Annotated in this window: 12 protein-coding genes and 1 pseudogene; 8 read left to right on the forward strand and 5 right to left on the reverse strand. The window is 41.2% G+C overall.

Going from position 1 to position 13,617, the window contains the following annotated elements; translation table 11 throughout:
- The 4 genes and pseudogenes from VNZ46_RS13445 to VNZ46_RS13460 form a co-directional block, all read right to left on the reverse strand.
- Positions 1-301: pseudogene (locus VNZ46_RS13445) on the reverse strand (efflux transporter periplasmic adaptor subunit); the annotation flags it as partial.
- 7 nt (positions 302-308) lie between these two features.
- Positions 309-1,583: a TolC family protein gene (locus VNZ46_RS13450; RefSeq protein WP_325560610.1), complete on the reverse strand. Its 1,275-nt coding sequence runs from the start codon at positions 1,581-1,583 to the stop codon at positions 309-311.
- A gap of 82 nt (positions 1,584-1,665) precedes the next feature.
- A complete protein-coding gene (locus VNZ46_RS13455; RefSeq protein ID WP_325560611.1) occupies positions 1,666-3,027 on the reverse strand; it encodes a sensor histidine kinase in 1,362 nt (453 codons plus the stop codon).
- Entirely contained in the window at positions 3,024-3,704 is a 681-nt protein-coding gene (locus tag VNZ46_RS13460; RefSeq protein WP_199079860.1) for a response regulator transcription factor, read from the reverse strand. The genes VNZ46_RS13455 and VNZ46_RS13460 overlap by 4 nt, the downstream gene beginning before the upstream one ends.
- A 170-nt stretch (positions 3,705-3,874) precedes the next feature.
- Here VNZ46_RS13460 and VNZ46_RS13465 point away from each other — a divergent pair, with 170 nt between their 5' ends.
- From VNZ46_RS13465 to VNZ46_RS13475, 3 genes are all read left to right on the forward strand, one after another.
- Positions 3,875-6,223: a family 20 glycosylhydrolase gene (locus tag VNZ46_RS13465; protein ID WP_325560612.1), complete on the forward strand. Its 2,349-nt coding sequence runs from the start codon at positions 3,875-3,877 to the stop codon at positions 6,221-6,223.
- Between the two features lie 122 nt (positions 6,224-6,345).
- Positions 6,346-6,792 carry a KTSC domain-containing protein gene (locus VNZ46_RS13470; protein ID WP_325560613.1) on the forward strand — a complete coding sequence of 149 codons (447 nt, stop codon included), beginning with the start codon at positions 6,346-6,348 and terminating at the stop codon, positions 6,790-6,792.
- Positions 6,793-6,895: 103 nt separating this feature from the next.
- Positions 6,896-8,401 carry a glycoside hydrolase family 10 protein gene (locus VNZ46_RS13475; RefSeq protein ID WP_325560614.1) on the forward strand — a complete coding sequence of 502 codons (1,506 nt, stop codon included), beginning with the start codon at positions 6,896-6,898 and terminating at the stop codon, positions 8,399-8,401.
- Here the strand turns inward: VNZ46_RS13475 and VNZ46_RS13480 are convergent.
- A complete protein-coding gene (locus VNZ46_RS13480) occupies positions 8,398-8,883 on the reverse strand; it encodes an Lrp/AsnC family transcriptional regulator (protein ID WP_325560615.1) in 486 nt (161 codons plus the stop codon). The genes VNZ46_RS13475 and VNZ46_RS13480 overlap by 4 nt on opposite strands.
- 279 nt (positions 8,884-9,162) lie before the next feature.
- On the opposite strand from VNZ46_RS13480, the gene VNZ46_RS13485 reads away from it, so the two are divergent.
- From VNZ46_RS13485 to VNZ46_RS13505, 5 genes are all read left to right on the forward strand, one after another.
- Positions 9,163-10,290, forward strand: coding sequence for an aldose epimerase family protein (locus tag VNZ46_RS13485; protein ID WP_325560616.1), 1,128 nt, complete (start codon positions 9,163-9,165; stop codon positions 10,288-10,290).
- A gap of 316 nt (positions 10,291-10,606) precedes the next feature.
- Positions 10,607-10,975: an STAS/SEC14 domain-containing protein gene (locus VNZ46_RS13490; protein WP_108555331.1), complete on the forward strand. Its 369-nt coding sequence runs from the start codon at positions 10,607-10,609 to the stop codon at positions 10,973-10,975.
- A 216-nt stretch (positions 10,976-11,191) separates the two neighbouring features.
- Positions 11,192-11,767: an RNA polymerase sigma-70 factor gene (locus VNZ46_RS13495; protein WP_325560617.1), complete on the forward strand. Its 576-nt coding sequence runs from the start codon at positions 11,192-11,194 to the stop codon at positions 11,765-11,767.
- Between the two features lie 48 nt (positions 11,768-11,815).
- Positions 11,816-12,976 carry a FecR family protein gene (locus VNZ46_RS13500; protein WP_325560618.1) on the forward strand — a complete coding sequence of 387 codons (1,161 nt, stop codon included), beginning with the start codon at positions 11,816-11,818 and terminating at the stop codon, positions 12,974-12,976.
- Between the two features lie 176 nt (positions 12,977-13,152).
- The coding region (locus VNZ46_RS13505) for a carboxypeptidase regulatory-like domain-containing protein (RefSeq protein WP_325560619.1) at positions 13,153-13,617 on the forward strand (465 nt) is incomplete at its 3' end.

Raw genomic sequence — 13,617 nt, forward strand, 5'->3', positions numbered from 1 at the left:
GTACCTGACCTTTGCTCACTGCATCCCCTAATTTTACCGGCGCATTTTGTACGCGTCCGCTCACCATAGGATATATTTTAGCCATTTTTTCTTCGTTGGCTGTGATCTTGGCAGAGAAATTCAGGTCAGCCTGATTATTTGCTCCCTGAACAGTGTCAATTTCCAGTCTTTTAATCAGAGAGTCTGTTACTACAAATTTGTCTTCTTTGGGCGCTTCTTTTTTCTGTTCTGAGCAGGCAGATAAAATAAGGACGGCGGAGATGGCAGTCAGTGCGCCGATGTTTTGGATAATCTTTTGCATGTGTGCGTTATTTGAAAATGTTAGATCCGGTCACAAAATTGATTTCTTCTTTAGCGTTCATACGCTGGTATTTCAGGGTGTTCATTTGTAGTGTGCTGGCCTTGTAGGAATCATAGAAATCCAGGAATTCGATTAAGCTGATGTTTCTGTTCTTAAAGTTTTTGATCACCTCACTGATCAGTTTGTCAAAATCCGCATTGAAATTCTTGTCAAAGCCGTGGTAAAGATTTTCTGTGCGTAAGGCTGATGCGTAGCTGTTGTACACTTCATTCTCCAAAATGGCATCCTGCTGATTTAAGCTGGCCTTTCCTGCATCGATGGCAATTTTGGCTTTTTTAATTTCGCCTTGGTTTCGGTTAAATAAGGGAATAGGTAATTTAATGCCAATCCCGGTATATTTTGTTGGATAGCTGCCTTGCAGATCGTAGGTTAATGAAAGTTCTACATCAGGTATGGCATTGGCTTTCTGGAGCTTTAAATTGTTCTCCGCATATACAATTCCTGTTTTTGCCAGCTGAAGATCAGCACGGTTGTTACGGGCTGAATCCAATAAGTTGGTATAGACCTGTTTGTCCAGCTGATAATTCTCTTCCTCTTCAGGAGAAACCACGAGGGCAAGTTTTGCATCGGGTTTGATATTGGTCAGGAGTTTGATCTGGGTTTGCAGGTCTTCAATATCATTCATCAGGCTGCTGTATTCTCCCTGCAAACTATACAATAGAGACTTTATCCGGATAATGTCTTTCATGGCCACATTTCCCATTTTTAACTGCTGTTCATTTGCGGTTAACAGAAGTTTTAAAGAATTGATCTGCTGTTCATACACCTTAGCCGATTGTTGGTCATAATAAGTTTTATAGAAGGTAGATGTCAAACTGAAGCGCAACGTCCGCATGAGGTCAAAATACTGGTACTCGCTCAATTTTACCCCAGCTGTAGCCAGCTGTATATTTTTATTACGCTTACCGGCAAGTTTAATGACCTGCGAAAGGGATGCCTGGTATTCACCGGTTGTACTATTCGTTTGCAGAAACTTTTTGGTTTCATGGTTGTACAACTGGTTTTCATAGCTGATTTCAGGGTTATCGAACAAGCGAGCCGTAATGACGTCGGCTTTGGCCTGGTCCGTCTGGTATTGCTGTGCAATCAACTGGTAGTTGTTTTTGACAAAGAGCTTTTCGGCTTCAGGCAAACTTAATTTCAGTGAGTCGGTGTTTTGTGCCGATGCACCTGCTCCCATGCATAGCAGTGCAAGGCAGCTTAAAAGTTTTGAGATTTTCATTGGGATCTGGTCATTTATAAAATTATTGACCAAACCTACCCCTGGTGTATTAAAGCGAAATTAAAGAGAAATTAAAAAGGAATTAAAATTTAGGGAAAAAGACTTCAAAGATGGTTCCCTTGCCTTTTTGTGACTTTACAGTGATGTTTCCTTTGTACAGGGTTATAATTTTATAAGCCATATATAGCCCCATTCCATTACCCGCATGTGCTGTTTTAGAAGAAGAACTATAGAAGGGTTTGAATATATGATCTAATTGCTGCGGCTCCATACCGATACCCTGGTCAACAATGAAAATATGAATGCCAGTTTCATTAATTTCCAGGATGCATCTTACCGCAAGCTGATCAGAAAACTTAAAGGCATTGGAGATGATATTGTCCAAAGCGATCTGCAGTAGAGTAGGATTACAATTCACCGTTAGTAATTCTTCCTCCATTGGCAGGTTCTTAACCTCTACCTGGAACTGGTAATTTCCAGGTTTTTTAGTCCATTCTTCCTGGATAGACCAGATCATTTCATCTATCCTCAGTTTAATCAAATTGGTTTCCCCATATTCCAGATCTGTTTGGGCCAGATTGAGCAGGCTGCTGATGATATTTTCCAGTTTTTCTGCATCTTCCAGAACGGAGTGTAAAGCCCTTTGATAATCTTCCTTGCTTCTTTCCTGGGAAAGGGAAATCTCTGCACCAATAATCATTCTGGTAATAGGGGTTCTGAGTTCGTGAGAAGCATTGGCAACAAAAGTTTTCTGTAAAATAAAGGACTGTTCCAGATGCTCCATTAAATTGTTGAAGTTCTGGGCAAGCAGTTGGACCTCATCTTTATTGGCACCCTCACTTACTCTAAAGTGCAGATTGTTTGATTTAATAAGTTTTACCTGTTCAATGAATTCATTTAGTGGCAGGAGGATTCTTTTCGCAATCCATCTCACAGAAAGGAGCAGGCCAATAAAAATGGTCAGAAAGGTCACCACCATGATTTTCCATAGTTTTTCTACACGGCTGATGGTGCTCTGATCTATAGCAGAGGCGAGGATTACAAAGTCACCCTGGTTGTCCTTATAATAAATGCCCACCACTTGTCTGAGGCCTTCTCTGAACTGCAGTTTTTTTGCATGCCTTACTTTTTCAATGGTTTCAATGTTCCAGTATTGCTGGTCGTCCCCGATAAAAGTTGCATCATTTTTGTCGTTGTAAATCCGGATTACCTCACCATTTAGTTTTTCGAGATATTGCTCCCGCACCCTGCTCAGAGAGTCACTCGAAATCTCATCTGCCTCCAAATAGAGTTTTGCAGTGACCATGGTACGGTCTGTAAGCCTGGAAAAAAATTCTGCCTGCATAAATTTCAAGAAAGTAAAATAGATGGCAAACAGTACACAAAGGAGAATCAAGGTACTGATTAAGGTGAAATACAAGGCTAGACGGTCCTTTATCTTCATGCTTCTTTGAGAATGTAGCCCATTCCGATCTTGGTGTGGATCAGTCGTTTGTCAAAATCTTTGTCTATTTTCTTTCTCAGGAAGTTTACATAGACATCTATCACATTGGTTCCCGTGTCAAAAGTAATGTCCCAGGCATTTTCCGCGATATACTGACGGGAAAGAAGGCGGTTTGGATTTTTGAGGAACAATTCGAGCAGGGTATATTCTTTGGCAGTCAGTTCAATCTGTTTACCCGCTCTTTCCACAGTTTTACTATACGTATCAATTGTAATATCAGCAAAACTGAGTTGGTTTTTGGGAGCGAAATTTTTATGACTTCTTCTTAAAAGAGCTTCCAAACGGGCCAGTAATTCTTTAAAATGAAAAGGTTTGAGCAGGTAATCATCTGCTCCTGAGTTAAGTCCGATCACCTTATCTTCAATAGAACCCAGGGCGGTAAGGATCAGTATAGGCAGATCCTTGTTGTTTATTCTGAGTTGACGGCAAACTTCGATACCATTTAGACCCGGCATCATGATGTCCAGAATGACCAGGTCGTAGGGGTTGGCCTGAAACTCGATCAAGGCTTCCGTTCCATCAGCAATCGACGTTACATCATACTGATGCTCTTCCAGACCTGCTTTGATCAGGCTGGCAATTTTAATATCGTCTTCTGCTAATCCAATTTTGAACATAACGCAAATATATAGATCATTTACGGATTTATCTGCTACAGTTAAACAGGTCAATCGTTTGCGCAAAGAAACATGTATTTATTGCACAGACATTCATTACCTTAAACAGTGTTATTGAAACAAATGGGAAAAAAATACCTGTCTGTTGATATCAAAATAGTAATTATATTATGATTAAAATAAAAAATATACCTGTTGGTATCCTATTATTACTTTCTGCAACTGCATTTGCCCAAAAGAACAACCAAAATATACCTTTGGTAGCAGAAATCGGTAGCATTCATTCAGGGGATAAAAAAGTTGTTTTTCCAAAAGCACCAACGGGTTATCAGTTGATCTATCGCGGAAGTGACCGTTCTCCCGTGATCGATAGCATGGGTGCCGTTACGGCTCCACTGGTTAATGCAAAAGTAAATCTCTACTTTCAGTTGATCAGTACAGCTGTTGATACGCTCAAATATGATATTTCCAAACAAGTTCTGATTCCAGGTCGATTTCCTGACAGGGGTATCAATCCACAACCTTTTGTAATCCCTGCATTGCGAGAATGGCATGGTGGCCAGGGAAGCTTTATATTGAATTCTTCCAGCCGCATTGTTTTAGATCCGGACAGTAAAAATACTTTACAAAAAGTGGCAGATATCCTGAAAAAGGAATTGAAGTTTCAAACCGGATTTAATTTAAACATTACCTCTGGCAAGCCTCAAAAAGGAGACCTTTATTTAAGTCTTGGAGAGAAAGACCGCAGTATAGGAGAAGAAGGGTATTATTTTAGGTCTGATGCCTATCTAACGATAAGTGCGCTAAAATATCAGGGACTTTTTTGGGGAACAAGAACACTGCTCCAGTTACTTGAACAAGATAAAAATATTCCAAAAGGTGTGGCCCGAGACTATCCTGAATTTAAAGTCAGAGGATTTGTACTGGATGCCGGACGTAAATTCTTTAGCCTTCAGTTTTTACAGGAGTACGTAAAACTCATGTCTTACTATAAAATGAATGATTTTCAGGTCCATCTGAATGACAATGGTTTCAAGAAATATTTTGGAGACCAGTGGGATCACACTTATTCAGCCTTTCGGCTGGAAAATTCAACCTATCCAGGCCTTACAGCTAAAGACGGATCTTACTCTAAAAAAGAATTTATTGAATTGCAGCAACTGGCAAAAGATTATGGTCTCCGCATTATACCTGAGATAGATGTCCCGGCACATGCCCTGGCCTTTACAAAGGTTGTTCCTGAAATAGGGAGCAAACTTTATGGGATGGATCATTTAGACCTGAAAAATCCTAAAACAGTTGAGGTGGTTGAAAATGTATTCAAAGAGTATTTAGGCGGGAAACATCCCGTGTTTACTGGAAATGAAGTACATATTGGCACAGATGAATATGCAAAAAAAGAAGCGGAAGCTTTCCGCGCATTTACAGATCATATGATTAAATATGTACAGGGCTATGGAAAAGAAGTGAGGGTATGGGGTGCGCTGACACATGCAGCTGGTACAACACCTGTAACCGTTAAAAATGTCACAATGAATACCTGGTATAATGGGTATGCTCAACCTGTGGACATGAAGAAACTGGGTTATAAGCAAATCAGTACACCCGATGGATGGTTGTATATTGTACCTGCCGCAGGTTACTATTACGACTATCTGGATTATAAAAATATCTATGAGAACTGGAGCCCGCTGCAGATTGGTGAAGTGCGTTTTCCAGCAGGTGATCCGGGGATTATCGGTGGTTCATTTGCAGAATGGAACGATATTGTGGGGAATGGGATTACAGAGAAAGATGTACATGATCGTGTTTTTCCGGCGACGCAGGTGGTGGCAGAAAAAATGTGGGGCGGAGATCAAACCATAAATACCTTTGACGTTTTTGATGCCAAAAGAAAACAAGTAGGCGAAGGGCCTTTTTTAAACATCAGGGGGAAAATTGGAAATGTAAACGAACCACTGGTGGCTTCTTATTCTTTTGATCAGCCAGGTAAAAATATCATACTGCATCAGGCCGGATATTCAAAAGGATCCAAAGGAAAGGCATTAACTTTAACCGGGAAAAACAGTTTTGCTGAACTTCCTTATAAAGAGATTGGTTATGATTATACGGTTTCTTTCTGGATTAATCCTTCAGGCAATAAAGAGGACAATGTTCCTGTTTTCAAATCATCAAATTCGGTCGTTAAATTGAAACAGGGCAATACAGGCAAACTGGGTTTCTCCAGGGAAGGGTATGACTATGATTTTGACTATGCCGTTCCGGAAAATACCTGGACACATGTGGTGATCTCAGGAACTTCAAAAGGGACCAGTCTGTATATCAATGGTCATTTGCAAAAGCGACTGTACGACAACTGGATACAATTTACAGATAAGGACAAAACTAAGGTGCGTAAAGTAGAAACCTTATTCTTTCCACTGCAGCAGATTGGAGGATTCAAAGGTCAGTTAGATGAATTGCAAATCTGGAACAAGGTATTGACGGACCAGGAAATCGAAGAGTTATCTGGATCGTAGTATTATAACGGGTTTATAAAAGATTAGTGGTCTTTACGTTGCATTTATACAATTGGTATTTTATAATTAATTGAAACTTAATGTGATTAGCGAAAAAATGTACGTACCTTTGCGCAAATTTTATGAAGAAGATCGTCGATTATAGAAAATTGTTAGGTGTACAGAAGGATGCCGAGCTAAAAGAATTAAAAACCATTTACCGGAATTTAATGAAAGACTGGCACCCGGATAAGTTCCAGGAAAGCGAAGAGGCTAAGGTAGAAGCCGAAAATAAAAGCAAGGAAATTATTGAGGCCTATCATTTCTTAGTAAGTATTGCACCAGAAACTTTGCAACTTTCTTTAGAAGAGTATACACAAACAACTTCTTCCTGCGGTATTGCTGATTTTACCTGGGAACGTCAGATATTAAAGGTTTACTTCCTGGATGGAAGCGGATATGAATATTTTGAAGTGCCAAGAGCAGTTTACGTTAAATTGGTTAACGCAGATTCACCGGGCAGATTTGCCCGCAGACATATTTTTAACGTATTTCCATACCGGAATATAGCCAAGCAGGAAACAGCCTAGGCACCGCCTGATTTAAATGGATCTGTTTAATCTGGTCCTAAAATCTTTTTTTAAATCTAATTGTTCTAGTTTTGTTAGCATCAGATTAACAAAACCAGAACAATTGAAATCTTTATCCTCTCCTTTAAACAGAAGCATATTGGCTCTAGGCCTCGGATTGCTTTGCCTGTTTGCTGCCTGCAGCACAAAAAAAAAGGCCACTAAAACGGTTGTACTGCCTGGCGAACAACCAACACACCCCACAAGAGAATTCCGTGCAGCCTGGGTTGCCTCTGTAGCGAACATCAACTGGCCGTCGAAACCAGGGCTTTCCACCCAGCAACAACAAAAAGAAGCAATTGCCCTACTTGATTTTCTACAAAGGAATAATTTTAATGCTGTCATCTTGCAGGTTAGGCCTCAGGCCGATGCCTTATACAAAAGCGATCTTGAACCCTGGTCTTATTTCCTGACAGGTAAGCAGGGACAAGCACCTCGGCCTTACTACGACCCGCTTCAGTTCTGGACAGAGGCTGCACACAACCGAGGTCTGGAGCTGCATGTATGGCTTAATCCATACCGGGTTTATCATACCTCGGGCAAAGGCCTTAGTGAACAATCTATTGTTAAAAAACATCCCGAACTGGTTGTTAAACTCAAAGATGGACAATACTGGATGGACCCCTCTAAAAAGGGAACGCAAGACTACTCTGCAGCTGTGGTAAAAGACATCGTAAAACGTTATGATATAGATGGAGTTCATTTTGATGATTATTTTTATCCATATGAGTCCTATAATGGAGGTGCAGATTTTCCGGACAATGAGAGCTGGACAGCTTATCAGAAAATTGGAGGGAAATTATCACGTGCAGATTGGCGCCGGCAAGGTGTAAATACCTTTGTAGAAAGGATATACAAAGAAATCAAAGCAGAAAAGAAATATGTGAAATTTGGCATCAGTCCTTTTGGGATCTGGAGACCAGGCTTTCCAGCGTCTATACAAGGAATGGACCAGTACGATAAATTATATGCAGATGCTAAACTTTGGCTGAATAAGGGTTGGCTGGATTACTTTACACCTCAGCTGTACTGGAGAATTAATGATATTCCACATAGTTTCCCTGTTTTGCTAGACTGGTGGGCAGGAGAAAATACCCAGAACCGTCATTTGTGGCCGGGAATGAATGTAGACCTGGGCGCTGACGAGATCATTAACCAAATTATGGTCACCAGGGCAACCCCTTTCAGGAGTACCGGAGCTGCCCACTGGAGCATCGGAAGCCTGGTCAAAAATGAAAAACTCATCAATGGAATCTTAAACGGTCCCTATCAGACAGGAGCACTTGTACCTGCCAGCCCATGGTTGGACCAGTCTGCTCCTGCAGCTCCGGTAGTAGAAACCACATCACAGCAAACACAACTCAAGATCAGCTGGACCCACCCAAAAGAAAAGGAAATCTTCAAGTGGGTAGTCTATTACCAGTATGGTACAAAATGGGGCTACACCATTCTTAACAGGAACGATCGCTTCCTGGTTAAACCTAAAACTGGTCTGAAAAGGATTGCTGTAACGGCTGTTGGTCGTACAGGAAATGAAAGCCCACTGAGGGAAATCCTTACGGGGCTTTAATCTGCAGGCGGACTTTCCAGTTTATAGGCCGTGTCCCGCTTATGTTCCGCAATTACAAAATGGCTGGCCATGGTACTCAGATTGGGAATCAAGGCCAGTTTATGCATAAAACTATTGTAAGCTGGCATATCCGGAACGACCACTTTCAGATTGAAATCATAGTGACCAGTAGTATGGTAACATTCCATGACCTCGTCAAATAAGGTTGCCTGCTGATGGAAGCAATCCAATGAATCGGCTGAATGGTCCTTGAGCTGTACCTGAGTGTATACCGTTAACATGCTTGAAATCTTTTGGCAATTCAGAAGGGCAACGGAACTACGTATATATCCTTTTTTTCGGAGAATTCGGATCCGTTCATACACGGCAGGGGCAGACTTGTTCAGTAGCCTTGCAATCTGTTTGTGTGGTAACTCTGCATTGCTTTGCAGAATGGTTAATATCTGGATATCTGTTGCAGTTAATTCGGGTATCTTAAACATGAAATTAGTTAGCAGGGCGTGCTTACTTATTTACAATTATAAAGGAATCAGGTTGTACAAATGTAGACAAAAGTCAACCTAATAAACAAGGGGTTCAAAATTAAATTTGATTTTTTGTTTCATTTGATCTATATTTCCGAATATAAGTTTGTTAAGGTGTCGAAAACACTAAAAACTTATGGAATTGGAGGCATACGATTGATGGTTATCCTTAAAAGGATGATGTTTGCAACCGGAAATTGAAAACCGTAACCAATAAACCAACCAAATACCATTGTAATGAACCTGTTATCTTTAAAACCATGGCTCCAGACCAATCTGCTGCTTCTGCTGCTTTTCCTGGCTGCCTGTCAGAACAACACTCCAAAAGAAAGCAAAGCTTTTAAGGAAAGTATTAATGGTCAGGTTTCTGATCTGTATGTTTTAAAAAACAAAAACGGAATGCGTGCGGAAATCACCAATTACGGTGGCAGACTGGTTCGTCTGGAAATTCCGGGCAATCAAGCAAAAACAACTAATGTTGTACTGGGGTTTGACAGTGTATCTGGTTATGCAAAATCTACAGAACCTTATTTTGGTGCCACTATCGGTCGCTATGGCAACAGAATTGCCAAAGGAAAATTCAGTCTTGACGGAAAGATCTATCAACTCTCCGTAAACAATGGGCCAAACACGCTCCATGGCGGAAAGCAAGGATTCCAGTACAGACTCTTTAGTGCACAACAAAGAGGTGACAGCAGTCTTGTATTAAATTATACCAGTAGAGATGGAGAAGAAGGTTTTCCCGGGAAGCTGGAAGTACAGGTCACTTATACTCTTAGCCAAAACAACGAGCTTAAGCTCGACTACAAAGCCAAAAGCGATAAAAATACGGTTGTAAATCTAACCAATCATGCGTTTTTTAATCTGAACGGAGAAGGTAGTGGCACTATCAACAAGCATGAACTGCAGATTTTTGCTGACGCCTATACCCCTGTTGACTCTACATTAATTCCGACGGGAAAAATAGAGCCTGTAACCGGCACGCCATTTGATTTTCGTAAACCTAAATCAATTGGTCAGGACCTGAATGCCCGTAATGAGCAGCTTGGTTTTGGAAAAGGATACGACCATAACTTTGTGTTGAGCGATCAGGCGTCCTGGAAGTATGCAGCAAAAATTAAAGGAGATCAGTCGGGTATTGTGATGCAGATCTATACTACTGAACCGGGACTACAATTTTATGGAGGTAATTTTATGCAGAGTAAAAATAAGATGAGGGACGGAAAATATGATGATTTCAGGACGGCATTCTGTCTGGAAACCCAGCATTTTCCCGATAGCCCTAATCAGCCAGCGTTTCCTTCCGTTGTATTGAAGGCCGGGCAAACTTATCAAAGCAGCTCCGTGTATAAGTTTTCTAATTAAAAATAAAATTCCGGTCCGGGAGTGGACTGGAGTTAAAGATACTGGGCATTCATACTGTCCAGCAATTTGAAGCAGCGCCCTTCGGGGATTTGTGGAGATGTTAAATTTAGGTGAGAGACATGGCCGGTTCCTGGATGGGAAGCCATGTCTTATTTATTTATAAATTATTTTCACCATGCGGCTTCTGTAGGAGCATAAATAGCCACATTATCCTTCTTTTTATTGTTGAAAAATATATTTTGTGGAAAAAGTCCATAAATTCCTTTAAACATACATATGGCTGAGTTGTTATAAACACACATCAAACCTAATTGTCATGTTAACACCTATCGAAAACCTTCCAGCTCATGTATTTGGCGTGAAAGCAGCTGGAGAAGTTAGTGAAGGCGATTTAAAAAACACATTATTGCCGGGACTCTCTAAACTTGTAGATAAATACGGAGAAATCTACTACCTGCTGGTCTTACGGACCCGTATTGAAAACTTTACTGCCGGAGCATGGCTCCAGGATATGATCGCAGGAATTAAACATTTTACCAGATGGAAAAAAATGGCCATCGTAACAGACCAAAAAAGCGTAGAACGTTTTACGGATATTTTTAGTTACGTGAGTCCGGGTGAAGCGAAAGGTTTTTCTTTGTCCGAACTGGACGAAGCCATTTCCTGGGTTAGCGCGAAAACTTAGAACGTTAAAACAATCAACTCAGTATTCGCGCTATGCCCGGATAACCACCCTGGTTATGCACCAAGCTCAGAAAATTTTGGATACGCCGAGCGGCCTGACGTGTTCGAGCCCTTCAACGAGAATATGTAGCCGAAGAGGAGCTATCCAAAATTTTCAAATGTGAAAAGATTTAATTACTATTGGGCTTTTCACCAAGCAACCCTAAACCAACCCTTCGTGCCTTCATATCAAGCACATACCGACCAGCAACTCGTTGTACTTTTACGGGCAGGTGACCATATGGCCTTCAGCGAAATATTTAACCGTTACAATAGGCTGCTGTATAGCCATGCCTATAACAAACTGCGCAAAGAAGACGAAGCACAAGACATCGTACAGGATATTTTTGTGAAACTCTGGGAAAAGCATTTAGAAGTCCAGGACATCAATCTTTCGGGATATCTGTTTACCATGGTCCGGAATAAAATACTAAATCTGCTTAGCCACAATAAAATCGTGTCCAACTACAGCGAATATCTCCAGAAATACCTGCCGGGAGAAAGCGGAGCAACCGACCATCTGATCAGAGAAAAGCAACTAACAGAGATTATAGAAGCAGAAATTGCCGCACTGCCGCCACGGATGCGGGAAATATTCGAGCTCAGCAGGAACCAGCACCTTAGCAATAAAGAGATCGCGCAGCAACTTCAACTTTCAGAACATACGGTGGCCGACCAGATTAAAAAGTCCCTCAGGGCGCTCCGTTTGCGCATTGGGCTGATCGCTTTTCTTGCATTTTTACTTCACCATTAATTTTTTTCAATTCCTTATCCCCGATGGCTTTAAGTTAAAGGTTATATAATGAGCAAGTCAGTCAGATTTGTTTTTAACATGACCGAAGAACAGGAATCAGCACTTCTGAAAAAATATAGTGAAGGACAATGCCGCCCCGACGAAATCCAATGGATAGAAAGGGCTTATGCAAATTGGAATATGGATAACCGTAGTTCTTTAAACGAAAGCGATCTGGAACAGGCCGAAGACATAATGAGGGAGAGGATTATGAAACAAACCAAGCCTGCATTGAAACGTGCAGTGCTTTGGCCACGCATCGCTGCTGCAGTAGTACTTGCCCTTTGTTTAGGTGTTGGATGGTCTATTTATCAGGAAACTAACGCTGCATCTTCGCTGGAAGAACAGGCGATAAAAAACCATATCAAACCAGGAAAAAACAGTGCAACGCTCACATTGGCCAATGGCGCTGTAATAGCCCTGACCGGAGCTGCCAATGGACAACTGGTTAAGGAATCAGGTATAGAGATTAATAAGACCGCAGATGGACAACTGGTTTATAAAGTTTCAGATGTAAAAGGGATTTCATCGAGGCAGTACAACAGCATTGAAACCCCCAAAGGCGGGCAATACCAGGTCACTTTACCAGACGGGACCAATGTCTGGCTCAATGCAGCATCTAAATTATCTTACCCGGTTTCCTTTGCAACCCATCAGAACAGAATTGTAGAGCTCTCTGGAGAAGCCTATTTCGAGGTTGCCAAAGACAAAACTCATCCTTTTATTGTTAAGAACAGGCAGCAGCAGATTCGGGTACTGGGCACACATTTCAACATCAATGGTTATGGAGATGAAGGAGAAATTAAAACCACTTTACTGGAAGGAAGTGTGGAAATCTCTGCAGCCCGGATGCGCAGAGTCTTAAATCCGGGAGAGGAATCTGTACTTAAGGGCCAGCAGATCGATATTGTTCCAGCCAATCTTGAGGTCGTTATGGCCTGGAAAAATTCCATGTTTGTATTTGATCACGATCGCCTGGAAAGCATCATGCTTAAGGTTGGCAGATGGTATGATGTAGAAATCGTATACCAGAAACCAGAATTGAAACAGGAAACATTCAGCGGAGGAATATCCAGGTTCGAGCAGGTCAGTGACGTGTTGAAGAAACTGAGCTTTACCCGTGCGGTAAAATTCAAAATAGAAGGAAGGAGGATCTTTGTTATGAAATAAGCGCAAAAAAAAATGCGCCGGAAAGACAAACCCCGAGTGGGATCGGGGCTTGTCAACAGTCTGGCCGAATTCATTTAATGTTGTCTACTAAATCAACCGCCAAAAATCAAATGTATAAAATTTATAATAGAGTTTTATGCAGCCCGCAGGGCTGTGTAAAAAAAATACTGCTTGTAATGAGACTAACCATCTTTTTGATCATCGCCACAATACTCCAGGTCAGCGCAAGCGGTTACGGGCAGCAGGTTACGCTGCGAAAAAAAAATGTCACACTGGAAGAGGTATTTAGAGTGATAAAAATCCAGACTGACTATAACGTACTTTGGCAGCCTGATAAACTGAAAGGCGCTAAAACTATAGATGCCGATTTTAAAAATACAGCGCTTGAAACAGTGTTGAACCAGGTACTGCATGACCATTATTCCTATGTGATCGACCATAAGACGATAGTGGTCAGTGTTAAAGAAAAAAGTATTTTAAATATTGTTTTAGATTATTTTAAAACAATACATGTAAAAGGTAAAGTTACAGACGGAAAAGGAAATCCTTTGCCGGGAGCTACCTTGAAAATTAAAAATGGAAATCGGGTTGTTAAAACGAATGCCGAAGGTCAGTATGAATTTAGAGATCTGGAGGAGAAT

Source organism: Pedobacter sp. (genome assembly GCF_035566355.1).
In the GTDB taxonomy this organism is placed as follows: domain Bacteria; phylum Bacteroidota; class Bacteroidia; order Sphingobacteriales; family Sphingobacteriaceae; genus Pedobacter.